Annotated in this window: 20 protein-coding genes; 6 read left to right on the top strand and 14 right to left on the bottom strand. The window is 67.0% G+C overall.

The annotated features are described in order from the left end of the window. Positions 1-10: 10 nt before the first annotated feature. Entirely contained in the window at positions 11-793 is a 783-nt protein-coding gene (locus CTP10_RS19675; RefSeq protein WP_116322654.1) for an SDR family NAD(P)-dependent oxidoreductase, read from the bottom strand. Between the two features lie 319 nt (positions 794-1,112). Between CTP10_RS19675 and CTP10_RS19670 the strand changes: the two genes are divergently transcribed. From CTP10_RS19670 to CTP10_RS19655, 4 genes are all read left to right on the top strand, one after another. Further along, positions 1,113-3,461 (top strand): mechanosensitive ion channel family protein, encoded by a 2,349-nt coding sequence (locus CTP10_RS19670; RefSeq protein WP_116322653.1) that lies wholly within the window; start codon positions 1,113-1,115, stop codon positions 3,459-3,461. 466 nt (positions 3,462-3,927) lie between these two features. Then, complete coding sequence (locus CTP10_RS19665; protein ID WP_116322652.1) at positions 3,928-5,121, top strand: helix-turn-helix transcriptional regulator; 1,194 nt, start codon at positions 3,928-3,930, stop codon at positions 5,119-5,121. Positions 5,122-5,323: 202 nt separating this feature from the next. Next, a complete protein-coding gene (locus CTP10_RS19660) occupies positions 5,324-6,484 on the top strand; it encodes an acyl-CoA dehydrogenase family protein (protein ID WP_116322683.1) in 1,161 nt (386 codons plus the stop codon). Between the two features lie 44 nt (positions 6,485-6,528). Further along, positions 6,529-7,524: an acyl-CoA dehydrogenase gene (locus CTP10_RS19655; protein WP_116322651.1), complete on the top strand. Its 996-nt coding sequence runs from the start codon at positions 6,529-6,531 to the stop codon at positions 7,522-7,524. A 93-nt stretch (positions 7,525-7,617) separates the two neighbouring features. Here the strand turns inward: CTP10_RS19655 and CTP10_RS19650 are convergent, their stop codons facing one another. From CTP10_RS19650 to CTP10_RS19615, 8 genes are all read right to left on the bottom strand, one after another. After that, positions 7,618-9,168 (bottom strand): SpoVR family protein, encoded by a 1,551-nt coding sequence (locus tag CTP10_RS19650; RefSeq protein WP_116322650.1) that lies wholly within the window; start codon positions 9,166-9,168, stop codon positions 7,618-7,620. Positions 9,169-9,320: 152 nt separating this feature from the next. Beyond that, positions 9,321-10,583, bottom strand: coding sequence for a YeaH/YhbH family protein (locus tag CTP10_RS19645; RefSeq protein WP_116322649.1), 1,263 nt, complete (start codon positions 10,581-10,583; stop codon positions 9,321-9,323). 37 nt (positions 10,584-10,620) lie between these two features. Further along, positions 10,621-12,543, bottom strand: a complete 1,923-nt coding sequence (locus CTP10_RS19640) for a PrkA family serine protein kinase (protein ID WP_116322648.1) — start codon at positions 12,541-12,543, stop codon at positions 10,621-10,623. 461 nt (positions 12,544-13,004) lie between these two features. Next, on the bottom strand, positions 13,005-14,192 hold the full coding sequence (locus tag CTP10_RS19635; protein WP_116322647.1) for an acyl-CoA dehydrogenase family protein: 1,188 nt from the start codon (positions 14,190-14,192) through the stop codon (positions 13,005-13,007). Positions 14,193-14,335: 143 nt separating this feature from the next. Continuing rightward, positions 14,336-15,115, bottom strand: a complete 780-nt coding sequence (locus CTP10_RS19630; protein ID WP_116322646.1) for an enoyl-CoA hydratase/isomerase family protein — start codon at positions 15,113-15,115, stop codon at positions 14,336-14,338. A 51-nt stretch (positions 15,116-15,166) separates the two neighbouring features. Next, the gene (locus CTP10_RS19625) at positions 15,167-16,150 is read right to left on the bottom strand and encodes a Bug family tripartite tricarboxylate transporter substrate binding protein (protein ID WP_116322645.1); all 984 of its coding nucleotides are present in this window, start codon (positions 16,148-16,150) and stop codon (positions 15,167-15,169) included. A gap of 36 nt (positions 16,151-16,186) precedes the next feature. After that, a complete protein-coding gene (locus CTP10_RS19620; protein ID WP_116322644.1) occupies positions 16,187-17,899 on the bottom strand; it encodes a long-chain fatty acid--CoA ligase in 1,713 nt (570 codons plus the stop codon). A 48-nt stretch (positions 17,900-17,947) separates the two neighbouring features. Continuing rightward, positions 17,948-18,997, bottom strand: coding sequence for a tripartite tricarboxylate transporter substrate binding protein (locus CTP10_RS19615; RefSeq protein ID WP_116322643.1), 1,050 nt, complete (start codon positions 18,995-18,997; stop codon positions 17,948-17,950). A gap of 280 nt (positions 18,998-19,277) precedes the next feature. Between CTP10_RS19615 and CTP10_RS19610 the strand changes: the two genes are divergently transcribed. Continuing rightward, positions 19,278-20,465 carry an AraC family transcriptional regulator gene (locus CTP10_RS19610; RefSeq protein ID WP_116322642.1) on the top strand — a complete coding sequence of 396 codons (1,188 nt, stop codon included), beginning with the start codon at positions 19,278-19,280 and terminating at the stop codon, positions 20,463-20,465. Positions 20,466-20,507: 42 nt separating this feature from the next. Here CTP10_RS19610 and CTP10_RS19605 read toward each other — a convergent pair whose 3' ends face one another. From CTP10_RS19605 to CTP10_RS19595, 3 genes are all read right to left on the bottom strand, one after another. Next, positions 20,508-20,714 (bottom strand): DUF6494 family protein, encoded by a 207-nt coding sequence (locus tag CTP10_RS19605; protein ID WP_116322641.1) that lies wholly within the window; start codon positions 20,712-20,714, stop codon positions 20,508-20,510. A gap of 100 nt (positions 20,715-20,814) precedes the next feature. Continuing rightward, positions 20,815-22,065 (bottom strand): CaiB/BaiF CoA transferase family protein, encoded by a 1,251-nt coding sequence (locus CTP10_RS19600; RefSeq protein ID WP_116322640.1) that lies wholly within the window; start codon positions 22,063-22,065, stop codon positions 20,815-20,817. Between the two features lies 1 nt (position 22,066). Further along, a complete protein-coding gene (locus CTP10_RS19595) occupies positions 22,067-22,981 on the bottom strand; it encodes an SDR family NAD(P)-dependent oxidoreductase (protein WP_116322639.1) in 915 nt (304 codons plus the stop codon). 304 nt (positions 22,982-23,285) lie between these two features. On the opposite strand from CTP10_RS19595, the gene CTP10_RS19590 reads away from it, so the two are divergent. After that, positions 23,286-24,188, top strand: a complete 903-nt coding sequence (locus CTP10_RS19590) for a LysR family transcriptional regulator (protein WP_116322638.1) — start codon at positions 23,286-23,288, stop codon at positions 24,186-24,188. A 60-nt stretch (positions 24,189-24,248) separates the two neighbouring features. Here CTP10_RS19590 and CTP10_RS19585 read toward each other — a convergent pair whose 3' ends face one another. Further along, entirely contained in the window at positions 24,249-24,758 is a 510-nt protein-coding gene (locus CTP10_RS19585) for a DUF2628 domain-containing protein (RefSeq protein ID WP_116322637.1), read from the bottom strand. A 150-nt stretch (positions 24,759-24,908) separates the two neighbouring features. After that, positions 24,909-25,376 carry an MgtC/SapB family protein gene (locus CTP10_RS19580; protein WP_116322636.1) on the bottom strand — a complete coding sequence of 156 codons (468 nt, stop codon included), beginning with the start codon at positions 25,374-25,376 and terminating at the stop codon, positions 24,909-24,911. Positions 25,377-25,427: the final 51 nt, after the last annotated feature.

Raw genomic sequence — 25,427 nt, 5'->3', positions numbered from 1 at the left:
TCCGCGTCGCTCAGCGCGGCGCCATCCGGATGGCGCCGTCCAGCCGCACCGATTCGCCGTTGAAATAGCCGTTGCGGCACATCTCGACCGCCAGCGAGGCAAATTCTTCCGGCTGGCCCAGGCGCTTGGGAAACGGCACAGATGCGGCCAGCGCGGCCTTGACGTTCTCGGCCGCGCCCTGCAGCAGCGGCGTATTGAAGATGCCCGGCAGGATGGTATTGACGCGGATGCCTTCGCCCGCGAGGTCGCGCGCGATCGGCAGCGTCATGCCGACCACGCCGGCCTTGGACGCCGAGTACGCGGCCTGCCCCATCTGGCCGTCCTGCGCCGCCACCGAGGCGGTGTTGATGATCACGCCGCGCTCGCCGCCCGCGGTGTCCAGCGTCAGCATGCCGGCGGCCGAACGCGCGATGCAGCGGAAGGTGCCGATCAGGTTGATCTGGATGATGCGCTCGAAGGCATCGGACGGGAATTGCTTGATCTGGTCCGGCGCTTCCTTGGAACGCGATGCGGTCTTGATGGCATTGCCGGTGCCGGCGCAGTTGACCAGGATGCGTTCCTGGCCGATGGCGGCACGCGCCTTGGCGAAGCCGGCCTCGACCTCGGCCTCGGAAGTCACGTTGACCTGGCAGAACACACCGCCCAGTTCGCGCGCCAGCGCTTCGCCCTTCTCCGCGTTCAGGTCGAACAGCGCCACGCGCACGCCGTGCGCCGCCAGCGCACGCGCCGTTGCCGCGCCCAGGCCCGAAGCGCCGCCCGTCACCACTGCCGATACCGATGCATTGAGTTCCATGCCGTCTTTCCTTTGTGTGTTGTTGTCGGGCCGGACAGGCCACCGGTTCCGGTGCGCGCGCCCGCGATCCGTGAGACTGTGAAGTGGGCCGGCGGGTGCGGGAATGCCCACGCCGGAGTGGGTTCGAGATTCGTGGATCGGCGCAAGCGACGCATCGTCCGAAGCGACGAATGGCCGGACAGTGGTCCGGCAGACGACCCGGCAGTCCGGATGCCGCGGTGGTCACCCGGCACCGCCGATGCGCTACAGTGGCGCGATCGACGGTCATTCCCACGCCGGGCCGGCAGCGTCACGCCGGACCCCGCACGGACATCCAGCCATGTGCAAACCCGATCGCAACGCCCCCTCCCGATCGATGTGGCCACGCCGGCTCGCGCCGCTCGCACCATGTGCCAGCCTGGCCGCGCATGTCCTGCTGCTGGCGCTCGCACTGCTGTGGTGTGCGCTACCGGCGCCTGCCACGGCCGCAGGCCCGCTTGCCACGCTGCTGACACCTGCCAAACCCGCGCCCGCGAGTGCGCCGGCGGCTCCGGCCAGCGTGCCGCTGGCGCAGTCGCTCGACCAGGTGATCGCCACCCTGCAGGACGACCGCGAACGGCGTGCGCTGGTCGGTCAGCTGCAAGCCATGCGGCGCGGCCTGGACGCTTCCGGCGCAGTGCCGGCGCCGGCGTCCGCCGCCGCGGCCGGGGCTTCGGCACCGGGGCTGATCGGCGCCGTGGCCGAGGTGCTCGACGAAGTCGACACGCACCTGCGCAAGGACCGCGGGCCATGGCAATACTGGGGCTGGCGCTCGCGCTTCGCCGGCGACGAATGGCGCGCCGCGCTGACCCATCGCGGCACCCGCTCGGCGCTGGACTCGCTGCGCGAATTCGCGCTGGTGCTGGCAGTATGGGCCGCGACTGGCTGGGGCCTGTGGGAGATCGGCCACCGCATCCGGCGCCGGCGCGCACCGCCGCGCCCGCGTACCGAGCGCGCCAGGCTGCCCGAGGTGCCGTCGTGGGTGGATGTCGGGGTCTTCATGCTGCGCCATATCGGGCCCTGGGTGATCGCCTTCGGCATCACGCTGCTGATGGCGACGCGCACCTTCGCGCAGTCGCCAGCCGCCGTGGCCGCGGTGCTGGTCGCATACGCCATCGTGGCCGGCGCGATCGCCGCCGCGATGTGCCAGGTCATCTTCGTCCTGTTCCGCACCGCGCACCGCCAGGTTGCGGTACGGCAGCTGCTGGCGCGCTCGCCGTGGCTGCTGTTCTGCACCGGCGCACTGGCGGCGCTGGGCGACAGCGCCACCGACAGCCGCGTCGTCGCGGTGATCGGCACCAACCTCGCCGCGCTGGTGTCGACCACGGCCAATATCGCCGCGGCACTGGGCATCGGCGTGTTCGCGCTCGTTTTCAGGCGCCAGATCGGCCAGCTGATCAGCCAGCGGCCACTGGCCTTCCGCCAGGCGCACCCGGGACTGACCGACCTGCTGCGGCTGATCGGCCAGGCCTGGCACCTTCCGGTGCTCGCGGTGGTGGTCGCGTCTGTGATCGGCACGCTGCTGGCCGCGGGGCACGCCGATGTGCTCCTGCGCCGCACCGTGGCCTCGGTGGCACTGTTCGTGGCGGCGCTGCTGCTGACGATGGTCGCCGGGCGCTCGCCCAAGGCAACGGCACAGCCGCCACGCTTCCGCGACCGCCGGCGCTCGGCCTATGTGCAGCGCTTCGGCCGCTTCGCCATGGCGCTGCTGCGGGTGCTGATCTGGGCGGTGTTCGTCGCCATGGTGATGCGTGTCTGGGGCACGTCGCTGATGCGGCTGGCGGAATCTTCCGCAGCGGGCCGCCATATCACCGAGACCGTGTTCAGCGTGACCAGCACCGTGCTGCTGGCCTGGCTGGTCTGGCTGCTGATCGACACCGCCATCACGCAGACGCTGTCGCCCGCGCACGGACGCGGCGCGCAGCCCAGCCTGCGCGCCAAGACCATTCTGCCGCTGGTGCGCAATGCCTCGTTCATCGCCCTGCTGGTGATCGGGGTAATCGCCGTGCTGGCCAACCTGGGCGTCAACGTGACACCGCTGCTGGCAGGCGCGGGGGTGGTCGGGCTGGCGATCGGCTTCGGGGCGCAGAGCCTGGTGCAGGACCTGATCACGGGGCTGTTCATCGTGGTCGAGGATTCGATTGCCATCGGCGACTCGATCGAGTTGCCCGACCATGCCGGCGTGGTCGAAGGCATGACCATCCGTACGGTCAAGCTGCGCGACGGCCGCGGCGCACTGCACACATTGCCCTACAGCCAGATCAAGGCAGTCAAGAACCTGTCGCGCGGCTATGGCTATGCCGTGTTCAGCATCGGCATCAGTTATCAAAGCGACCTCGACCGCGCGCTCGAGCTGATCCGCGCCACCGGCACGGAAATCGCGCGCGACTACCGCTACTCGCGCAACCTGATGTCGGGGCTGGACATTCTTGGCCTGGACCGCTTCGACCCGAGCGGGCCAGTGGTGATGGCACAGTTCAAGACCCGGCCGCTGACGCAGGCGGAAATCACGCGCGCGTTCAATGCACGCCTGAAGCGCAACTTCGACGCCCACGGCATCCGCATGGCATCGCCCAGCCTGACGATCCAGGTGGATGGCAAGGGCGTGCAGTTGGCGGGCGGCGAGAAAGCAGAGCCGGCACCGCAATAGTCGCGTGCCCACCTTCGCAGACGTTCGCAGAAATGGGTACGGAAGCCATTTTCCGACCTGATTACAGGGTCTTTATGTCCCAAATATTTCGGACAGGTGTGGCGTGCGTGACACGCTCCGGGCTATTTCAGCGCTGAAAAATTTGACGTTTTCGTCACGCGGATTCGCATCACGCCCCAAAGAGGCGGCCGCGCTGGCGGCGCCAGTACGCTGCAGCGCAGCAATTCCCTCGCCAGCAGGCCGAGGCTAACGCCTGCAATCGGTGTTTTCCCTCCCGCCATGGGGCATTAAACAAACATTATTGTTTGGCATCATTGTTTTATGCAGCCTACCGGAATATGGCGGGATCGCTGCGATGACCGTATCGGCGCATATTCGAACGCCAGAGCGGCGATAACACAAAAGAACGTGGCCATTTGCCGTGGGCACGAAGCAAGAGGCGTTTGCCACCGGGGGAAATGTGAACATGGGCGAACACCCGACTGCGGACGAGGATTTCCATCGTCTGGTCGACTCCATCTACGAGTCCGCGCTGGACGTTGCGGCAATGCCCGCGGCCCTGGACCTCTTTTCCCGGTACACCTCCACCGGCAGCCCGCGTTACCTCATCTGGGACAAGCTCGCGGGCCATGCACGCCTGGGCGTCACGCCCCACGGATGCTTCACCAGCGGCGCAAGCGTTCCCGAATGGCTGCCCAGTCCGCTCGACCTGCCCCACGCCGGCCCCTGCTGCGCGCCGGCCGACACGCCTGACAGTCCCGACTGCACGCCCATGCATGCTGCCTCGCACGATGGCGCCGTGGTCGCGAGTTCGGCGGCCATGCTGGCTTGCAGCGGACTCGAACAAGGCGTCCGCCTGATCGAGAACGCCGAAATCTGCGTGCTGATGAGCGGCACCAGCGCGGGCAGCATCAGCGCCGGCCAGCGCGAGCGGCGCCTGGCCCACGTCATGCCGCACTGGGTGCGCGCCGCGCGCATGCAGCAGCGCAATTTCGAACTGAGCGGGCTGGCCAGCCTTGGCCTGGCCGGCCTCGACACGCTGGACTTTGGCGTGATGGTGCTGCAGGCCGACCTGCGCGTGCGCTACGCCAACAGCTGGGCCGAGGCGCTGGTGCAGGCCGACAGCCACCTGTCGCTGCAGGACGGCGTGCTGCGCGCCCACAGCGACACGCTGCAGGCCGTGCTGCGCACGCTGCTGGACGGCGCCGTGCGCGGCCGCGGCGCCGAGGCCGCGTCCGGCTCATGGATGCACATCACCTCCGGCGGGCAGCCGGTACCGATCATCGTCACGCCGCTGGTCTCGCGCCAGCCAGTGGAAGGGCCGTGGCAATTGCCGGCCGCGATGATGTTGTTCGGCAATTCAGAGTCGCGCTCGGTGCTCGATGCGGGCGTGCTGACTTCGCTGTTCGGTCTGTCGCGCAAGGAGAGCATCATCGCCATCCGGCTCGCCGCCGGCGAGACGCTGAATGAAATCGCCGAGCGCGAGTTCCTGTCGCCGCATACGGTGCGCGTGCATATCCGCGATACGCTGCGCAAGACCGGCACGCATCGCCAGTCCGAACTGGTGCGCCTGCTGCACCTGCTGCCGGGCGTCAACCTCGAGCGCACCGGAGTGACCTCGGCCGTCCGGCCGCGCCCGTCGCGTTCGGGAACGGCCTGACGCCAGGGCATCAGGTCCGGAGCGCCCCGTCCGGGGCGCCACTCTGCGCCAATATCGAATCGGTATCGCTTCGCAATAAATCGATATTGGACTGGCGCTCCACGCGTGAACTACGCTGTGCCCCACCCTGAGCCATCCGGAATGCAAGGCAGTAGCCGCCGCGTTCCGCCGGGCTCGCGTGCCACAGCTACAGGACTTCACCGTGACTGCCCTGCTTTCCACCTTCGACCTGACGCCCCTGCCGCCGCACGCGCTCGCGTTCCGCGCCGAGGTACGCGCTTTTCTTGACGAGCACCTGCCCGCCCTGCCGCCGGAAACCCGTGCGCGCTCGTGGATGGGGTTCGATGCGGCGTTCAGCCGCGCACTGGCCGCGCGCGGCTGGGTCGGCATCACGCTGCCGCCGCAATACGGCGGCGCCGGCCTCGATCCCTACTCGCGCTTCGTGCTGGTGGAGGAGTTGCTGGCCCGCGGCGCGCCGGTATCGGCGCACTGGATCGCCGACCGGCAAAGCGGCCCGCTGATCCTGCGCTACGGCAGCGATGCGCAGAAAGCGCGCTACCTGCCCGCGATCTGCCGTGGCGAAGCGTTCTTCTGCATCGGCATGAGCGAGCCGAACTCCGGCTCCGACCTCGCCAGCGTCACGACACGCGCGGTGCGCCAGCCCGATGGCTCCTGGCGCCTGACCGGCCGCAAGATCTGGACGACCAACGCCGACCGCTGCCACTTCATGATCGCGCTGGTGCGCACCTCGGGCACGCCGCAGGACCGCCAGGGGGGCCTGTCGCAGTTCATCGTCAACCTGCACGCGCCCGGCGTCTCGGTGCGTCCGATCCACGACCTGGCAGGCGATGCGCACTTCTCCGAGGTCACCTTCGACGAGGTCGCGCTGGCACCGGATGCGCTGGTGGGCCACGAAGGCAGCGGCTGGGAGCAGGTCAACGCCGAACTCGCGTTCGAGCGCAGCGGCCCGGAACGGCTGTACTCCAGCGTGGTGCTGCTCGATACCTGGCTTGACGCCATGCGCCGCCTGCCGCCGGCGCGGTGCGACACGGTGACCGCGGGCCGCCTGGCCGGGCATCTGGCGGTGCTGCGCGCGATGTCGCTGGCGGTGACCGCGCGCCTGGCGGCCGGCGCCAGTCCGGTGGTCGAAGCCGCGCTGGTCAAGGACCTGGGCACGACCTTCGAGCAATCGATCCCGGCGCTGGTAGAAGCGGCGCTGGGCGACGAACCGGCACTGGCCGCCGACGGCGCGCTGTACCGCACGCTGGCCTACGTCACGCAGATCGCCCCGTCGTACTCGCTGCGCGGCGGCACGCGCGAAATCCTGCGCGGCATGATCGCGCGCGGTCTCGGCCTGCGCTGAAGCGCTGCACCGTCCCGACGCCCTGCACCCCGACGAGATCCATCATGCATAACGCTTACTCCGACGCCCTCGACGCGCTGCTGCGCGATTGCTGCACGCCCGCCACGATCCGCGCGCTGGAACAGCAGGCCGATCCCCGCGCCGCATGGCAAGCCCTGTGGCAGTCGTTGCGCGACAGCGGCTTTGCCGACTGCCTGCTGCCCGAGGCCGCCGGCGGCGCCGCGCTGCCGCTGCCTGAGCTGGCGCCGGTGCTGTTCGTCACTGGCCGCCATGTCCTGCCGCTGCCGCTGGCACAAACCATCTTCGCCCGCGCCGTGCTGCACGCGCATGGCATCGCCCTGCCCGACGGACCGATCGCGCTGGCGGGATTCGACGACGGCGCGCCCGCCGCCCTTGTCGCCGATGCGCGCCATGCCCAGTGGTTCCTGCTGCAGGACGGCGAACGTTGCCTGCTGCTGCCGGCGGCCGACGCGCGCGCCGAGCCCACCGGCGCGCACGCCGACCTGACCCTGCGCCTGCCGCGCCCGGACGCCGCCGCGCCGGCTGCGTTCCGCCTGCCGCCCGGCACGCTGCGCACCCTCGGCGCCTGCCTGCACGCCGTCCAGCTGGCCGGGGCGCTGTCGCGGGTGCTCGACCTGACACTGCAGTACGCCAACGACCGCCAGCAGTTCGGCCGCGCCATCGGCAAGTTCCAGGCGATCCAGCACCAGGTCAGCGAAATGGCCGAGCACGTGGCGGCGGCGCGCGTGGCGGCGCAGCTCGCTTGCGACAGCAGCACCGGAGAGCCCGACCGCCTGCGCGCCGCGATCGGCAAGCTGCGCGCCAGCGATGCCGTCACGCCAGTGGCGGCCATCGCCCATGCGGTGCATGGCGCAATCGGGATCACGGAGGAATACGACCTGCAGCTCTACACGCGCCGGCTGCATGCCTGGCGCGTGGCGGACGGGTCGGAGCGCTGGTGGAGCCGCGTGCTGGGCGAGGCGGTGTTCGCCGGCACGGACAGCCCCGCGGTCGAACTGGTGCGCGGATGGTGCGAGTGAGAGTGGGAGTGAGAGTGCGGGAGTGGGGGCGTAAGCGCGCGCCCGCTGCCTGAAGAAGCCTCAGGCAACGCGCGCGGCAAGCACAGCGAGGGATCAGGCGGCCAGGCTCAGGCCGCCGTGCGGCTTGCGGTGCCGGCGTTCCGGCTTGCACTCGTACTTGAGTTCGGTGCGCCCGTCTTCATAGGCCACTTCCAGCCGTACGGTAAAGCCCCACAGCCGCGTCACGTGCCGCACCACCTCGTCGAAGTTGTGCGCCAGCGGCCGGCGGTCGTTCTGCAGGTGGCGCAGCGTCAGCGAGCGGTCGCCGCCGATATCGACATTGGTCACCTGGATATTGGGCTCCATGGTCGACAGGTCATATTGCGCAGCCATCAGCTGGCGGATCCCGCGATAGCCCTCGTCGTCGTGGATGGCGGTGACGCGCAGCTTGCCCTCGCGGTCGTCGTCGAGCACCGAGAACAGCTTCAGTTCGCGGATCACGCGCGGCGACAGGAACTGCAGCAGGAAGCTCTCGTCCTTGAAGTTGCGCATCGCAAAGTCCAGCGTCGTGCGCCAGTCGCTGCCGGCGAACTCCGGCGCCCAGCGGTAGTCCTCGTCGGTCGGGTTCTCGCACATGCGGCGCAGGTCCTGGAAGATCAGGAAGCCGACCGTGTACGGGTTCAGCCCGCTGTAGTACGGGCTATGGTACGGCGGCTGGTAGATCACGTTGGTGTGCGCCTGCAGCAGCTCCATCATGAAGGCGTCATTGACCAGCTTTTCCTCGTAGAGCTGGTGCAGGATGGTGTAGTGCCAGAACGTGGCCCAGCCCTCGTTCATCACCTTGGTCTGCCGCTGCGGGTAGAAATACTGCGCGATCTTGCGCACGATGCGCACGATCTCGCGCTGCCACGGCGCGAGCTTGGGCGCGTTCTTTTCGATGAAATACAGCAGGTTCTCCTGCGGCTCGGGCGGAAACGCAATTTCCGGCTCATGCGACTCGTCGTCGGCGGTCAGCGCATGCTGGCGATGCTTGGGCAGCGTGCGCCACAGGTCGTTGACCTGCATCTGCAGGTAGTTCTCCCGATCGGCCTGGCGCGCCTTTTCTTCGGTGATGGAGAGCTTCTTGGGCCGCTTGTAGCGGTCGACGCCATAGTTCTGCAACGCGTGGCAGGAGTCGAGCAGCGCCTCCACCTCCTGCTCGCCGTAGCGTTGCTCGCACTCGGCCACGTAGTTCTTGGCGAACAGCAGGTAGTCGACGATGGCGTCAGCGTTGGTCCAGGTGCGGAACAGGTAGTTGCCCTTGAAGAACGCGTTGTGGCCGTAGCAGGCATGCGCGATCGTCAGCGCCTGCATCGGCATCGTGTTCTCCTCCATCAGGTAGGCGATGCAGGGATTGGAGTTGATGACGATCTCGTAGGCCAGCCCCATGTGGCCGCGCTGGTAGCTGCGCTCGGACGCCAGGAAATGCTTGCCATACGACCAGTGGTTGTATCCCACCGGCAAACCCGCCGACGCGTAGGCGTCCAGCATCTGCTCGGCCGTGATGATCTCGATCTGGTTGGGGTAGGTATCCAGCCCGAATTCGCCGGCGATGCGGGCGATCTCGCGGTCATACCGGTTGATCAGCTCGAAGGTCCATTCCGAACCCGTGGAGAGATAAGCCATCTTCGCCCCTTGTTGCGGGCAAGGCCCGCCCCGACCCCGCGGGCGTGCGAGCTGCCGCGCCGCGTGGTCCGCGTTCACTTGCCACTGCCATCACTGCGGGCCTTCAGCATCGGGCCCGTTCGGTGTTTCCGTAGCGCCGGCCGCGCGTCGACCTAGGCCGCGCGCTTCTGGAACAGGTCGTGCAGCACCGGGTAGATCTCGTCCGCGCCGATGATGCGCTGCATCGCAAAGTGGTCGAACTGGTTCTTGACCGTCAGGTACTCTTCCCAGAGGTTCTGCGGTTCCTCGGACGCCACCTCCACGTATGCGTAGTACTGCACCAGCGGCAGGATCGACTCGCGCAACAGGCGTCCGCACAGCTCGGAGTCGCCAGCCCAGTTGTCGCCGTCGGAGGCCTGCGCACAGTAGATGTTCCACTGGCTTGGCGGATACCGGTCATGGACCACCTCCACCATCAGCTTCAGCGCGCTGGACACCACGGTACCACCGGACTCGCGCGAGTGGAAGAAGTCTTCCTCTTCGACTTCCTTGGCCACGGTGTGATGCCGGATGAACACCACGTCGATGCGCTCGTAGTTGCGCTTCAGGAACAGGTACAGCAGCATGAAGAAGCGCTTGGCCAGGTCCTTGCGGCTCTCGTCCATCGAGCCGGACACGTCCATCAGGCAGAACATCACCGCCTGGGCCTGCGGGCGCTTCTTCAGCACGCGGTTGTTGTAGCGCAGGTCGAGCTTCTCGATAAAAGGCACGCGGTCGATGCAGGCACGCAGGTGCCGCATCTTCTCCATCAGCTCGAGCGTGCCTTCGGCGTAGGGGCCGTCTTTTTCCAGCGCCTCGGCATACTCCAGCTCCAGCTCGCGCAGGCGCTTCTGGTAAGGGCTGGACAGGGCGATGCGCCGCCCGATCGAGCTGCGCATGGTGCGCAGGATCGACAGGTTGGACGGTGTGCCGTCGATGGAATAGCCGGCGCGCACCTTGCGCACCTCGGCGATCTTGGCGAGGTGGCGCTTGGCCAGGTCCGGCAGCGCCATGTCCTCGAAGAAGAAGTTCAGGAAATCCTCGCGCGACAGCGTGAAGACGAAATCGTCCTCGCCCTCGCCGCTGTCGCTGGCCCGCGAACCGGTCCCGCCACCGCCCTGCTGCTGGCGGTCGAAGGAATCCCCCTTGACGAACTTCTTGTTGCCAGGGTGGATCCACTCGCGCCGCCCGCCCTGGCCGTGGTGGAAAATCGGTTCGGAGATGTCCTTGACCGGAATGGACACCTGGCCACTCTGCTCGATGTCCATGATCTTCCGGCCGGACACCGCCTTTGCCACCGCCTGCCGTATCTGTTCGCGGTAGCGTTTGATGAAGCGTTGCTGATTGACGGCACTCTTGTTGCCGCCGTTCTCGCGCCGATCGATGACCGTAGCCATAAGTTGCCCTCGTTGAGAGACTGCTTCCGCGGCGCCGTTACGATGATTTTCTTACGCGCAGATACCACTCCACCAGAAGTCTCACTTGCTTGGGCGTGTACCCCTTCTCGACCATGCGGTTGACGAAGTTCTCGTGCTTGTCCTGGTCTTCGCGAGAAGACTTGGCGTTGAACGAGATCACCGGGAGCAGGTCCTCCGTGGTGGAGAACATACGCTTCTCGATCACCATCCGCAGCTTTTCATAGCTGGTCCACACCGGGTTCTTGCCGCTGTTGTTAGCCCGCGCGCGCAGCACGAAATTGACGATCTCGTTGCGGAAGTCCTTCGGGTTGGAAATACCCGCGGGCTTTTCCACCTTCTCCAGTTCGTCGTTCAGCGCGTTGCGATCGAGGATTTCGCCGGTGTTGGGATCACGGTACTCCTGGTCCTGGATCCACAGGTCGGCGAACACCACATAGCGATCGAAGATGTTCTGGCCATACTCGGAGTACGACTCCAGGTAAGCGGTCTGGATCTCCTTGCCAATAAACTCCACGAACGGCGTGGTCAGATACTCCTTGATGTGCGCCAGCAGCTTGGCTTCCTGTTCCGGCGGGAACTGTTCGCGCTCGATCTGCTGCTCGAGCACATACAGCAGATGCACCGGGTTGGCCGCCACTTCGGTGTTGTCGAAGTTGAAGACCTTGGACAGGACCTTGAACGCAAAGCGCGTCGACAGCCCGTTCATGCCCTCGTCAATGCCGGCGTAGTCGCGGTACTCCTGGTACGACTTTGCCTTCGGGTCCACGTCCTTCAGGCTTTCGCCGTCATAGACGCGCATCTTCGAAAAGACGTTGGAGTTCTCGGGCTCCTTGATGCGGGTCAGCACCGCGAACTGCGCCATCATCTTCAGCGTGTTCGGCGCGCACGGCGCGGCCGACAGCGAACTGCAGCGCAGCAGCTTGTCGTAGATCTTCACCTCGTCGGACACGCGCAGCACGTACGGCACCTTGACGATGTAGATACGGTCCAGGAATGCCTCGTTGTTCTTGTCCGACTTGAAGGTCGTCCACTCCGCCTCGTTCGAGTGCGCCAGGATGATGCCGTCGAACGGAATCGCGCCGAAGCCTTCGGTGCCCTTGTAGTTGCCTTCCTGCGTTGCGGTCAGCAGCGGGTGCAGCACCTTGATTGGCGCCTTGAACATTTCGACGAACTCGAGCAGGCCGCGGTTAGCCAGGCACAGGCCGCCGGAATACGAGTACGCATCCGGGTCGTCCTGCGGGAAGTCCTCGAGCTTGCGGATGTCCACCTTGCCCACCAGCGACGAAATGTCCTGGTTGTTCTCGTCGCCCGGCTCGGTCTTCGAGATCGCGATCTGCGACAGCACCGACGGGCGCAGCTTCACCACCCGGAACTTGGTGATGTCGCCGTTGAACTCATGCAGGCGCTTGACTGCCCACGGCGAGGCAATCGTGTTCAGGTAGCGGATCGGGATGCCATAGTCCTCTTCCAGGATCTTGCCGTCTTCTTCCGGCGCGAACAGCCCCAGGGGCGACTCATGGATCGGTGAACCCTTCAGCGCGTAGATGGGGATCTGCTCCATCAACGCCTTGAGCTTCTCCGCGAGCGAGGACTTGCCGCCGCCGGGAGGCCCGAGCAGATACAGGATCTGCTTGCGCTCTTCCAGGCCCTGCGCCGCGTGCTTGAAGAACGAGACGATCTGCTCGATCGTGTCCTCCATGCCATAGAAATCGCGGAAGGCCGGATAGATGCGAATGACCTTGTTGAAGAAGAGTCGGGACAACCGGGGATCATGGTGGGTATCCACCAGTTCCGGCTGGCCGATCGCGGCGAGCATGCGCTCGGCAGCGGTCGCGTAGGCAGTGGGATCCTTCTTGCAGATCTCCAGGTATTCCTGGATGGTGTATTCCTCTTCCTTGCGAGCTTCGAAGCGCGTAGCGTAATGGCCGAAAATGTCCATACCTCACTCCCGTCAGAGTTCACATCCGAGGCGAAGGTAGTTCTACCCTTCAAGACTTCGCAAGTTCCGTGGTTCGCCACCCCGGCTTGACGACCGGTGAATGTTGCGAAGACTTTACTTCATCATAGTCAAATAACGGCGATGGTGGAGTCCGAGTTGACGAATCTTGCATCGACGCAACGCTTGTTTCCACGCTGCGTTTATCGCCTGATTCGGCTGGTGGCGCTGTCAGCTTTTGGCTGATATTTCATCTCGGTGCCGCACCCCGCGCGCGACGGGCCATTGACCATGCTTGTGACAAACCTTACACCTTTCCGCAGGTCCCTGCACAGCCGGTTTTGTAACCGGAAACACAAAAGCCGGCACAGTTGCCGGCTTTTATGTTGGTTTCAGAAATAGCTCATGCGCGCATCAGCATAGGCTGAGTGCTGATAGCAGTCAGCGCTGCCCGCGCGCGGCCATCAGAGCGTGCGCGCCACCAGCTCTTTCATGATCTCGTTGGAGCCGCCGTAGATCTTGCCGACGCGTGCGTTGGCGTACATGCGCGCGATCGGGTATTCCAGCATGTAGCCGTAGCCGCCGTGGAACTGCAGGCACTCGTCGATGATCTCGCAGTTCTTTTGCGTGCACCACCACTTGGCCATCGCCGCGGTCGCGGCATCCAGCGTACCCGCCATCAGGCGCATCATGCAGTCGTCGACGAAGGTGGCGGCGATGGTCGCCTCGGTCTTGCACTCGGCCAGGCGGAAGCGGGTGTTCTGCAGGTCGGCCAGCGCCTGCCCGAAGACCTTGCGCTCGCGCACGTATTCGGTGGTGAGCTCGATCGCGCGATGCATCGATGCGGTCGCGCCCAGGGCGATGATCATCCGCTCCTGCGGCAGCTGCTGCATCAACTGGTAAAAGCCCTGCCCTTCCTGCTCGCCGAGCAGGTTGTCGCACGGCACCAGCACGTCGTCGAAGAAGAGTTCGGCGGTGTCCTGGCCCTTCTGCCCGATCTTCTCCAGGATGCGGCCGCGCCGGAAGTCTTCGAGCTCGCGCGTCTCGACCATGATCAGCGAGACGCCGCGCGAGCCGGCTTCCGGATCGGTCTTGGCGACCAGGCACACCAGGTCGGCGTGGTAACCGTTCGTAATAAATGTCTTTGCACCGTTTATGCGATAGCAGTCTCCGTTGGCGGTCTTTTCGCGCACCGCGCGGGTGCGTACCGATTTGAGGTCCGAGCCCGCGCCGGGTTCCGACATGGCGATGGCCGCGACCATCTCGCCGCTGGCCATCTGCGGCAGCCATTTTTTCTTCTGCGCTTCGGTGCCGTAATTAAGCAGGTAATGTGCCACGATGCCGCTGTGCACGTTGTTGCCCAGGCTGGTGAAGATGGCGCGCGCCATCTCGCGCGTGATCACCGCTTCATGCGCAAAGTTGCCGCCGCCGCCGCCGTACTCTTCCGGGATGCTGGCGCACAGCAGGCCGGCCTGGCCGGCGCGGCGCCATACGTCGCGGTCGATGTAGCCCTGCGCGGCCCAGCGCGCTTCGTTCGGCGCCAGTTCACGCTCGATAAAGCGGCGTACGGTGTCCTGGAACATCTCCAGGTCTTCGGTCATCCAGGGAGTCTGGCGTGCGGCGGGCGCCGCATGTTGGTGTTGGGATGCCATAGGTGTGCGGATACGAGGGTAAACGAGTAATCGGCACAGGCGGCGGCGCTGTCGGGCAGCCGCGCCTGTATACGTAAACGGTGTGTGCGGTTTAGCGCGAACGTTGCCGCCGTGCTGCGACACAGCATGGCGGTCCCGGGTTTTCAGTCGGGCCAGCGGTAGCGCAGCGGCTGCTTGGCCATGAAGCGGTCGGCAGCCTCGCGGCGGTAGCCGGTGGAAAAGGCAATGCCCTGGCCATCCGCTTCCATCGCCAGCATGGTGTGCAGGTCCTGGTTGAGCGACGCGTTCAGCGCCTGCTTGGTCAGCCCGACCGCGACCGGCGAAGCCTCGGTGAAGGCGCGCGCCAGCGCCTGCGCGCGCTCGGCCAGGCTTTCCTCCGGCACGATTTCCATGACGATGCCAAGGTCTTGCGCGGCCGCGGCATTGAGTTCGCGCATCGAGAACATCAGCGCCTTGGCGCGTTGCAGGCCGATCATCCGCGGCAACGTGTAGAAAACGCCACAGTCGGGGATCAGGCCCATGCGCAGGAATGGCAGCCCGAAGCGCGCGCGCGGCGTGGCCAGGATGATGTCGGCGGTCAGCGCCAGGCTGAAGCCGGCACCGTAGGCCGCGCCGTTGACCGCGGCGATGACCGGCACGTCGAGCTGGATCAGGTCTTCCAGCCAGCCGTGCGCCTGCTGCAGCCGGCGGCGTCCCTGCGGCGCGTCGATCTCGATTTGCATCGAGCTGATGTCGCCGCCCGAGCAGAAATCGGTGCCGGCGCCGGTCAGGATCAACGCGCGCACGCTCTCGTCGGCACGCACCTGGCGGACGGCTTCGCCGATTTCGCCGCGCATCGGGATCGACAGCGCGTTCTTGCGCTCGGGGTAATTCAGGGTCAGGGTGGCGATGCCGTCTTCGATGGCAAAGCGGATGGTTTCCATGGATAGACTCCGGTATGCGGTGCCGTGGCGGTCAGCGACGGTCAATGCCGATCAGTCGAGCTGGATGTTGGCGTCGCGCACGATCTTGGCCCACTTGGGCATGTCGCCGCTGACCACCTCGGCCAGCTCCTGCGGAGTCGAGCCAACCGGCTGCAGGCCCATGCCGGCCAGCTTCTGCGAGACCTCGGGCAGTTTCACGATGCGCGCGGTCTCGGCGGCCAGCCTGGCGGTCACGTCCCTGGGCGCGCCGCCGGGCAGGAACAGCCCGAACCAGCCATTGGGCTCAAACCCTTTCAGGCCCAGCTCGGCAAAGGTCGGCACATTGGGCAGTGCCTTGTAGCGCTGGCTGCCGGTGATGCCGAGGATCTTGAACTTGTTGCTGCCCAGGTAGGCATTGGCCGAGGTCACGTCGACGAAGGCCGAGTCCACCTGCCCGCCGAGCACGTCGCTCATCAGCGGCGCGGCGCCCTTGTACGGGATATGGGCCATGTCGATGCCGGCCTGCTGGCGCAGCAGCTCGCCATGCAGGTGCGACGAGGTGCCGTTGCCGTAGGAGCCGTAGCTGAGCTTGCCCGACTTGGCCAGCGCCAGGAACTCGCGCATGTTGTTGGCCGGCACCCGGTTGGGCACGACGAACAGGTCCGAGGACTTGGCGATCAGCGACACCGGCGTGAAGTCCCTGGCCACGTCGTACGGCATGCGCTTGTACAGGCTCGGCGACTGGATCATCGCGGTGATCGCCAGCAGCAGCGTGTAGCCGTCGGCCGGCGCCTTGGCGACGGTGTCGTTGCCCAGCATGCCGCTGGCACCGGGCTTGTTCTCCACCACCACCGGCTGGCCCAGGATCTCGGCCAGGCGCTGGCCGACCAGGCGGCCGACGGTATCGGTGCCGCCGCCGGCGGGGTACGGCACGATCAGGCGGATCGGCTTGCTCGGATACGGCTGCTGGGCGAAGACCTGGCCCGTGGTGCCGAGGATGGCCGCGCCGGCCAGGGTGCCGGCCTGCGCCAGCCAGTTGCGTCTGCTTTGCTGCATGCTGTGTCTCGCTTTCTTCTGTGTTTCGCCGCGCGCTCAGGCGCGCGGGGCTTCGGCCTGCATCTCGCGTTCCTGCAGGGCGCGCCACTGGATCTTGCCGGTGCCCGACTTGGGCAGCGCCTCGACGAACTCGACGATACGCGGCACCTTGTAGGCGGCCAGCCGCTCACGGCACCAGGCCATGATGCGTTCGGGATCGGCCTCGGCGGTGCCGCGCGCCTCGGGGCGCAGCGCGATCACCGCCTTGACGGTCTCGCCGCGGCGCTCGTCGCGCGCGGCGATCACGCAGGCCTCATGGATGGCGGGGTGGCCATACAGCAGGTTCTCCACCTCGGCCGGCCACACCTTGAAGCCGGAGGCATTGATCATGCGCTTGAGGCGGTCGCGCATGAAGAAGTAGCCCTCTTCGTCCATGAAGCCCAGGTCGCCGGTGCGCAGGAAGCGCTTGCCGTCGAGCTCGACGAACGAGACCTCGTTGGCCTCGGGGTTGCGCCAGTAGCCCTGCATCACCTGGCCGCCGTGGGCGACGATCTCGCCGGTCTGGCCTTGCGGCAGCTCTGCCAGCGTCTGCGGGTCGATCACGCGCGCATCCACGCCGAAGGTGGCAATGCCCAGGCATTCGCGCTTGGGCTTGTTGCGCGGGTTGGACAACAGGAACGAGGCGGTCTCGGTCATGCCGTAGGCTTCCACATAGGGCAGGCCGAAGCGCTCCTGCAGCATGTTGGCCACGGCGTCGGGCATCGCCGCGCCGCCGCCGCCGAGGAAGGCCAGGCTCGACAGGTCGCGCTGCCCGATGCCGGGCTGCGAGAAGAAGTCCACCATCATCGCCGGCGGCGCGCCCCACACCGAGGCGCGATAGCGCTCGATCAGGTCGGCGGCAAGGGCGCGGTCCCAGCGCGGCATCAGCACCACGGTGGCGCCGAGGTAGATCGGCGAATTCATGCAGTTCTGCATGCCCAGCAGGTGGAACATCGGCGCCACCGCCAGCACCACCGACTCGGGCGTGCTGCTGCGCCAGATCTGCGAGCCGACCGCCGCGGTCATCATGGTGCCGTGCGTATGCATGCAGCCCTTGGGATTGCCGGTGGTGCCCGAGGTGTAGGCGAGCATGCACAGCGTGTCGAAGCCGGCCCGGTGCGGCAGCGGCCGGTGCCCGGCCGCGCTGGCGGCATCCCATGCCACCGGCATGGCGCCGGAAGGTGCCGGCTGCAGCGCCGGCGCTGGCTCGCGCAGCCATGCCGGCACCGGCAGGCCACCGTCGTCGCGCAGCATGCCGGCGTAGTCGTGCACGATCACGTGGCGCAGCGCCGGGCCATGCAGCGGCGACAGACACTGATACAGCTCGCTGCCGGCGAAGGCGGCGACGGCGCCGCTGTCGGACACCACGTGCGCCAGCTCGGCCTCCAGCCACATCGGGTTGGCCGGCACCACCACGCCTTCGGCACGCAGGATCGCGTAGTAGGCAATGATGAACTGCGGGCAGTTCTGGCTGAACAGCAGCACGCGGTCGCCAGGCTGGATGCCGCAGGCCTGCTGCAGGTAGCCAGCCATGCGCTCGATCTCGTCCTGCAACTGCGCATACGAGATCGCGGTGCCGAAGTACTGGATCGCGGTCTTGTCCGGATAGCGGCGCGCGGCGGCCTCGACGTTGTAGAACAGGCTGGTGCGCGGCGTGTGCAGCGTGGCGGGCAAGCCCGGCGGCCAGGCCGGGGAACGGAACGGCAGGTTGGTACTTGTAGCAGGCTTCATTTGCAGCAGGGGTAGCGGTTCAAGCGGTTCAGATCAAGAAATGGGAAATCAGTCCAGCCGGATGTTGTTGACGCGGATCACCTTGCCCCAGCGGGCGTAGTCGGTCTGCACCGTCTGCGCAAAGGCGTCGGGCGTGCTGCCGGTCAGCACGATCCCCATTTCGCCCATGCGCTTGCGCAGCTCGGGCTGGGCCAGGATGCGGTTGACCTCGGCGGCGTACTTGTCCACCACGGCGCGCGGCGTCGCCGCCGGCAGGAACAGGCCGAACCAGCCCTGGCCGTCCATGCCGGCCACGCCGGCTTCGCGGAAGGTCGGCACGTCCGGCAGCTGCGGCGAGCGCGCCGGGCCAGTGACGGCAAGCGCGCGCAGGCGGCCCGAGGCGTTGTGCGGCTTGGCGCCCATCACGGAGATGATGGCGGCCGGCACCTGGCCGCCGAGCAGGTCGTTCAGCTCCGGCGCCTCGCCCTTGTACGAGACGTGCACCATGTCGAGCTTGGCCGACTCCTTGAAGATCTCGCCGTACAGGTGGCCGCTCGAGCCGGTGCCATAGGAGCCATAGGAGAACTGCTTCGGCTTGGCGCGGACCAGTTCGATGAATTCCTTGATGTTGCTGGCGGGCACGGCGCTGTGCACGGCAAAGACCAGGTTGGTCGTGCCAAGCTCCGACACCGGCACGAAATCCTTGACCGGGTCGAACGGAGGCTTGGCGTAGAGGCTGGGCGCCTGCACCAGCGTGGTAATCGTCAGCAGCGCGGTATGGCCGTCCGCCTCGGCGCGGGCCACGGCTTCGGAGCCGATCATGCTGCTGGCGCCGGGGCGGTTCTCCACCACCACCGGGCGTTTCCAGGCCTTGCCCAGGCCATCCGCCACCGCGCGCCCCAGCACGTCGGTGGCGCCGCCGGCCGGATATGGCACCACCAGCCGCACGGTCTTGTTCGGGAAGGCTGACTCGGCCCAGGCCGTGCCCGAGGTCAGCAGCCCCACGCCGGCCGCCGCCAGCAAGGCGGCTCCGAAGCGCCTGAATGCGCTACGACGGTCTGCACCACACACCGCACCACGCCCCGCACCACGTTCCTCACTACGCCGCACTGCCTGCATGTTGTCGTCTCCTTTGGCTTCTTATCCGAGCGAACCGGGCGCGTGGCCCCGGCTCAACCGGTACTGGCCGCCTTGCGGGGCCCGTTTCTTGTATTAGCCGGAGAGTGCGCGATGCTGCGGTGCGTGGACAATGACCAGACGGGCCAAAATGATTGGCCGAATCGCTCAGGCAAAAGGCAGGCTTTGGCAAATCCCGATTGTGCGGTGCAGCCGGCGCTTGATAAGGTGGCGCAAAGACCGGGAATGTCCGTGCCGGCGCGTCAACCTGACGAGGAGACCCATGCACACCGCTGTCCTGCCATCGCTGCGCCCGCCAGTGCCGGGCAAGCTCCACATTGCCGGCGCACTGGCGCAGGGTCCGGTGCCCGGCGGCGCCGCGCGCCTGCCCGGCGCGGCACAAGGCAAGGCCGCCATGGCTGCCACGTCTGGCCAGGCCCCGGCTCGCCACACGGTCGCGATCCAGCACGTGCACCGCATCCTGCAGGGTGCGCACCGCCTCGGCCACGACGTCGACGCGCTGCTGCGCCGCGCGGGTGTTTCGCCGGCGCTGCTGGCCTCGCCGAGTGCGCGCGTGACACAGGGGCAGTACGCGGCGCTGATCCGCACGCTGCGCCGCGTCATGCGCGATGAGCTCTGGGGGCTGCTGGACCGGCCGGTCCCGCCCGGCACGTTTGCCCAGACGGCGCGGGCCATGATCCATTGCGCCACGCTGGAAGACGCCATCCACGCCGCAATGCGCCTGTACCGGCTGCATGTCGATGCCTTTACGCCGCGCCTGCATGTCAGCGCCGACGGCCGGATCGCGTCGATAAGGCTGCACCGGCGCGCGCCCACCTCCGCATGCCGCAGCTTCGCGGAATCGACCTTTGTGTTCCAGGGCTATGCGCTGGTGAGCTGGCTGGTGGCGCAGCATATTCCGCTGCTGCGCGTCGACCTGGCCAACGAACGCCCGCAGGGCGGCAGCGACACCGAACGCGTGTTCAAGACCGCGGTGCACTACGGACAGCCGATTACCGCGCTGCATTTCGACGCCGCCTGCCTGCGCCTGCCGGTGATGCAGGACAGCGCCAGCCTGCGCGCCTTCCTGCAGGAGGCGCCGCGCAACCTGCTGATCCGCTACCGCGACAGCTGCTGCCTGGCCGAACGCATCCGGCAGCACCTGCGCTCGCACCTGAACGACGAGCTGCCGTCGCTCGAGCAGATGGCGCAGATGCTGCGCCTGACGCCGCAGACGCTGCGCCGCCGGCTGCGCGACGAGGGCCGGGGCTACCAGAGCATCAAGGACAGCCTGCGCCGCGATGTCGCCATCGGCATGCTGGAGCACCCCGGCATGACGCTGCAGGAGGTGGCGCTGCGGCTCGGCTTCTCGGAGCCGAGCACCTTCCACCGCGCGTTCAAGAAATGGACCGGCGTGGCGCCCGGCGAGTACCGGTTGCGGGGGATGCGCGGCGAGCGCGAGCCGGGCTGACCCGCGCCATTCAAGCTGCCAAACAAGTTGCTATTCAAGCTGCTATTCAAGCTGGATTTCGCCGTCGAATTTCGACTTGAGGTTTGCCGCCGGCAATTCCAGCGTCATCGTCACCGGAAAGCGCCCGGTGCCGGCGATGGTGCCGTCGGCAATGGCCTGGGCGATCGCCTGCTCGATTTCGCGCTGCGAGCTGACGCCGACGACCTTGAGGAACTTGCGGATGCTGAGGTTGAAGGTTTCCTCATCCATGTGCTGTCTCCGGGACTAAGGTGGAGTAAGGCGCGCGGTGCGCCTGGAAACAGCCTAGGCGATGCGGGGGCTTTGTGCAGGCGCCCCCGGGACCTGTGCTTCAGATGACGCCCTGCTCCCGCAGCGCGGCAATGCGTGCGGCAGACAAACCCAGCACGTCTTCCAGCACACGCTCGGTATGCTGCCCGAGTCGCGGTGGCGGCGCATCGTACTGCACCGGCGTCGCCGACAGCCGCAACGGGCTCTTGACCGTCGGGCAGAGACTGCCGTCATCGCGCACCAGGTCGACCTGCAGCTCGCGGTAACGCACCTGCGGGTCTTCCAGCACCTGGCCGTAGTCGTTGATCGGGCCGCACGGGATGCCCTGCGCTTCCAGCGCCTGGACCCAGTGGGCCGTCTCTCGTGTGCGCATGTGCGCCTCCAGCATCGGCACCAGCGTCTCGCGGTGGACGATGCGGCCGGGGCCGGTGGCAAAGCGCTCGTCCCCCGCCAGGTCAGGGCGTTCGATGCCACGGCAGTAGGCCTGCCACTGCCCGTCGTTGCCCGCCGCCACGATCATGTAGCCGTCGGCGGTGGCGAACACATGGTAGGGAACCATGTTGGCGTGCGCATTGCCATAGCGCGGCATGGCCTTGCCGGTCACGCGCTGGGCGATGATCGGCGTGGCACCGACCGCCACCACCGCGTCGAGCAGCGCCATGTCGATATGCTGGCCTTCGCCGGTACGTTCGGCATGACGCAGCGCGGCAAGCACGGCCACCGTGGCATACATGCCCGTGAGCATGTCGACCACCGCCACGCCAACCTTCTGCGGCCCGCCGCCGGGCAGGTCGTCGCGCTCGCCGGTGACGCTCATCAGGCCGCCAAGGCCCTGGAAGATGAAGTCATAGCCGGGCTTGTGCGCGCTCGGCCCGGTCTGGCCGTAGCCCGTGATCGAGCAATAGACGATCGCCGGGTTGACCGCCTTCAGGCTTTCATAGTCCAGCCCGTAGCGCTTGAGGTCGCCGACCTTGTAGTTCTCCAGCACGATCTGCGACCTGGCCGCCAGTTCGCGCACGATCGCCTGCCCTTCCGGGCTGGCGATATCCAGCGTCACCGACTGCTTGCCGCGGTTGGCGCCGGCAAAGTAGGTGGCGTCGCGCGACGACTCGCCGTTGGCATCGGGCAGCCAGGGCGGCCCCCACGAACGGGTGTCGTCGCCGGCGCCGGGGCGCTCCACCTTGATGACCTCGGCCCCCAGGTCGGCCAGGTTCTGCGCGCACCACGGTCCGGCCAGTATGCGCGACAGGTCGAGCACCCGCACGCCCTGGAGGGCGCCGCGGGTGCCGGGCAGGGATTGCGCCCCCGCCATCTCAGATCGGGTCCCAGCCGATCACGTCGGGCGAACGCTCCAGCTTGAAGAAGCTGTTGCGCATCGCCGGCATGGCGATCTCGGCCACGCTTTCCGGGGTCCAGCCTTCGCTCATATGCACCGAGCGCACCGGGCGCGGCTGGCTCATCAGCATGATTTCGTTGGCACGCACCGCGAAGATCTGGCCGTTGACTTCGGACGCAGCATCGCTGGCCAGGTACACCGCCACCGGGGCGATCTTGCCGGCTTCCATCTTCTGCAGCTTGGCCACGCGGGCCTTCTCTTCCGGGGTTTCGGCCGGGATCGAGCTGGTCATGCGGCTCCAGGCGAACGGCGCGATGCAGTTCGAGCGCACGTTGAAACGCTGCATGTCCAGCGCGATCGACTTGGACAGCGCCGCGATGCCCAGCTTGGCCGCCGAGTAGTTGGCCTGGCCCAGGTTGCCGATCAGGCCCGAGGTGGAAGTCATGTGCACGTAGGCACCGCTCTCCTGGTCCTTGAAGTAGTTGGCCGCGGCGCGGCTGACGAAGAAGGTGCCGTGCAGGTGCACGTCGATCACCGAGCGCCATTCTTCTTCGTTCATCTTGAAGAACATGCGGTCGCGCAGGTTGCCCGCGTTGTTGACCACCGCGTCGATGCGGCCGAAGTTGTCCAGCGCGCATTGCACGATGGCGTTGGCGCCGTTCCAGGTCGAGACGCTGTCCGTGTTGGCCACGGCCTCGCCGCCGGCGGCGCGGATTTCTTCCACCACGCGCTGCGCGGGGCCCGTGTCGCCGCCCTCGCCGGTCATCGACACGCCCAGGTCATTGACCACCACCTTGGCGCCGGCGGCAGCCAATGCCAGCGCGATCCCGCGCCCGATCCCGCCACCCGCGCCCGTCACCAGCGCAACCTTGCCTGCCATCAAACCGCTCATTGCCTTGCTCCTCTCAAATCCTCTGAAATGCTGTCATCCGGTCACCGCTGCCCATCGGTACGGTGGTTACGGTGCCTACGGTGCGTACGGCGAAACTGGTACGTACGGCGCGATGATCGTCCGGATTCGCCATTCACATGTCGGTCCGGTCCGAATTCCGGTGCGATTATCGGCTCGCCACCAGACCGGCGACGCCCGGGTGCTGTGATTCCGGATGTCATTGCCGCGTGGGATACGATAAATTGGCACCCGCGTCTTTGGAATTCACGAATCACAAAAGTGGCCTTTGGCCTGACGGAAGCCCATGCATTACGACCTGACCGATCTGCGCCTTTTCCTGAACGTCGGCGAGACGGAAAACCTCACCCGCGCCGCGGAGCGCAGCTTCCTGTCGCTGCCGGCGGCCAGCACCCGGATCAAGCAGCTGGAAGAGGCGTTCCAGACACAATTGCTGATCCGCCAGGTCAAGGGCGTTCGCCTGACTCCGGCCGGTGACGCGCTGCTGCTTCATGCGCGCGAGGTCTTCCGCGAACTGGAATGCCTGCACGCCGACCTGCGCCCCTACGCCAAGGGCATCAAGGGGCGCGTGCGGCTGCTGGCCAATACCACCGCCACCAACTCCTTCCTGGCCACCGGTGTGTCGCGCTTCCTGACCGAGAACCCCGACGTGGATATCGAACTGGAAGAGCACCTGTCGCAGGAAATCGTGTCGGCCATCAGCGCGGGCGCGGCCGATCTGGGCATCGTCGCGGGTGAAGTCGCCACGCAGGACCTGGACGTGATGCACCTGTGCAGCGACGAGCTGATCGTCATCGCCCCGGTGAACCACCCGCTGCCGGCGTTCAAGCGGCTGCATTTCGCCGACCTGCTCGATACCTGCCGCTTCGTCGGGCTGAACCAGTTCAGCGCGATCCAGTCGTTCCTGGACCGCATTGCCAGCGGCATGGGCAAGCGCATCAGCCTGCGCATCCAGGTCGGCAGTTTCGACGCGGTGTGCCGCATGGTAGAGGCCGGTGCCGGCATCGCCATCGTGCCCAACAGCTGCGCGCGGCGCTATGCCAGCCGCAAGGTGCTGCGCTTTATCCAGCTGGAAGACGAATGGGCCAAGCGCGAGCTGCGCCTGGTCCGGCGCCCCGGGCGCGAGTTGCCCCAGTTTGCCGAGACCCTGATCCAGTACCTGGTCGACGCGGCGCGCGAGCCGGTGTAAGTACGGTGGAAGCGCGGCGCGACGAAGGCAACGAACGCAACGAACGCGCCGCACGCCGCATCAGCCGGCGGCCAGCCCCGCGGAATGCGCTACCAGCCCGGCCAGCGGGCGCAGCGAGACTGCCATCACCGCCAGCAGCAGCCCCATGGCGAACACGCCCGGCCAGCTGGTGCGGCCACAGCGCGCCAGCGAATCGTTGACCAGCTCCGGCGACCAGTGGTATTCGCGCAGGCGCCGGATGGTGGATTCGGCATGCCAGCGGTACAGCTGGTTGCCATACATGCCCAGCAACAGCGCCAGCGCATACAGCAGCGGCCGGGACAGCGCCAGCGGCATGTTGAAGCGGAACAGCGCATGCAGCACCGGCTCCGCGCAGACAATCACCGCATAGACGCCCACTTGCCAGTACATGCGCCGGTAGGCCATCCAGAACGGGCCGAGCAGGCATGCCGCCCAGTTCCACGACATGCCGCCGCGCGCCCCGGCCAGGGCCCAGCGGCCGCTGTAATACGCGTAGCGCGGGCCCACGAAGACGGCCAGCGCCGCATCGTCACGGATCGATGATTTCATGCCACTCTCCCCTGCCTACTGCCTGCTCCGTCGTCGCGGAACAGTCTGCACAGCATAGGCCGGCGCTTGCCTGCGCAGCGTGCGCTGGCGCGCATTGGAAGGAGATTGGCGCAAGCCGGGGGGAGGGCCGGCGTGTTGCCTGCCGCAGCGCTATTTCAGGCGCAGCAGGATTTGCAGGATGACCAGCGTGAATACCGTGGCGATCACCGCCGTGGTGTCGCGCCCGAGCCCTGCTGCCACGCCGATCGCCGCCACCATCCAGATGCTGGCTGCCGTGGTCAGGCCCTTGATGTCGGCTTCGCTGTTCTGCTTCAGGATCGCACCCGCGCCCAGGAAGCCGATCCCGGCGGTCAGCCCCTGCAGCACACGGCTGATGTCCGCCAGCGGCACGCCCGCCTGCAGCGGCACCAGCACGAACAGTGCCGAGCCCAGCGCCACCAGCATATGGGTGCGCAGCCCGGCGGCCTTGCCCGAGGCCTCCCGCTCATAGCCGATCAGCCCGCCCAGCACCACCGCCACGGTCAGCCGCACCAGGATGCGGGTGGCTTCTCCGGCGTCGGGCACATCGCTGAATTCGGCGCGGATGGCGCTGTAGATTTCCGACCAGACCCCGTCCATCGCCCGCCCTCCAGGTGCTTTGGTACAGACCTGAGCGTAGCACGCGCCGCG

This window comes from Cupriavidus sp. P-10, assembly GCF_003402535.2.
Classification (GTDB): Bacteria; Pseudomonadota; Gammaproteobacteria; order Burkholderiales; family Burkholderiaceae; genus Cupriavidus.
Note: the sequence above shows the minus strand (reverse complement) of the source record. Positions and strands in the feature narration are given on the sequence as shown.

Bases quoted from the DNA above. Each gene is read 5' to 3' on its own strand.
- CTP10_RS19650 (WP_116322650.1), bottom strand. From the start codon at position 9,168: ATGGCTTATCTCTCCACGGGTTCGGAATGGACCTTCGAGCTGATCAAC.
- CTP10_RS19645 (WP_116322649.1), bottom strand. From the start codon at position 10,583: ATGGCTACGGTCATCGATCGGCGCGAGAACGGCGGCAACAAGAGTGCC.
- CTP10_RS19675 (WP_116322654.1), bottom strand. From the start codon at position 793: ATGGAACTCAATGCATCGGTATCGGCAGTGGTGACGGGCGGCGCTTCG.
- CTP10_RS19630 (WP_116322646.1), bottom strand. From the start codon at position 15,115: ATGGAAACCATCCGCTTTGCCATCGAAGACGGCATCGCCACCCTGACC.
- CTP10_RS19655 (WP_116322651.1), top strand. From the start codon at position 6,529: ATGCATAACGCTTACTCCGACGCCCTCGACGCGCTGCTGCGCGATTGC.
- CTP10_RS19615 (WP_116322643.1), bottom strand. From the start codon at position 18,997: ATGCAGGCAGTGCGGCGTAGTGAGGAACGTGGTGCGGGGCGTGGTGCG.
- CTP10_RS19595 (WP_116322639.1), bottom strand. From the start codon at position 22,981: ATGAGCGGTTTGATGGCAGGCAAGGTTGCGCTGGTGACGGGCGCGGGT.
- CTP10_RS19590 (WP_116322638.1), top strand. From the start codon at position 23,286: ATGCATTACGACCTGACCGATCTGCGCCTTTTCCTGAACGTCGGCGAG.
- CTP10_RS19620 (WP_116322644.1), bottom strand. From the start codon at position 17,899: ATGAAGCCTGCTACAAGTACCAACCTGCCGTTCCGTTCCCCGGCCTGG.
- CTP10_RS19610 (WP_116322642.1), top strand. From the start codon at position 19,278: ATGCACACCGCTGTCCTGCCATCGCTGCGCCCGCCAGTGCCGGGCAAG.
- CTP10_RS19580 (WP_116322636.1), bottom strand. From the start codon at position 25,376: ATGGACGGGGTCTGGTCGGAAATCTACAGCGCCATCCGCGCCGAATTC.
- CTP10_RS19665 (WP_116322652.1), top strand. From the start codon at position 3,928: ATGGGCGAACACCCGACTGCGGACGAGGATTTCCATCGTCTGGTCGAC.
- CTP10_RS19600 (WP_116322640.1), bottom strand. From the start codon at position 22,065: ATGGCGGGGGCGCAATCCCTGCCCGGCACCCGCGGCGCCCTCCAGGGC.
- CTP10_RS19625 (WP_116322645.1), bottom strand. From the start codon at position 16,150: ATGCAGCAAAGCAGACGCAACTGGCTGGCGCAGGCCGGCACCCTGGCC.
- CTP10_RS19585 (WP_116322637.1), bottom strand. From the start codon at position 24,758: ATGAAATCATCGATCCGTGACGATGCGGCGCTGGCCGTCTTCGTGGGC.
- CTP10_RS19605 (WP_116322641.1), bottom strand. From the start codon at position 20,714: ATGGATGAGGAAACCTTCAACCTCAGCATCCGCAAGTTCCTCAAGGTC.
- CTP10_RS19670 (WP_116322653.1), top strand. From the start codon at position 1,113: ATGTGCAAACCCGATCGCAACGCCCCCTCCCGATCGATGTGGCCACGC.
- CTP10_RS19640 (WP_116322648.1), bottom strand. From the start codon at position 12,543: ATGGACATTTTCGGCCATTACGCTACGCGCTTCGAAGCTCGCAAGGAA.
- CTP10_RS19635 (WP_116322647.1), bottom strand. From the start codon at position 14,192: ATGGCATCCCAACACCAACATGCGGCGCCCGCCGCACGCCAGACTCCC.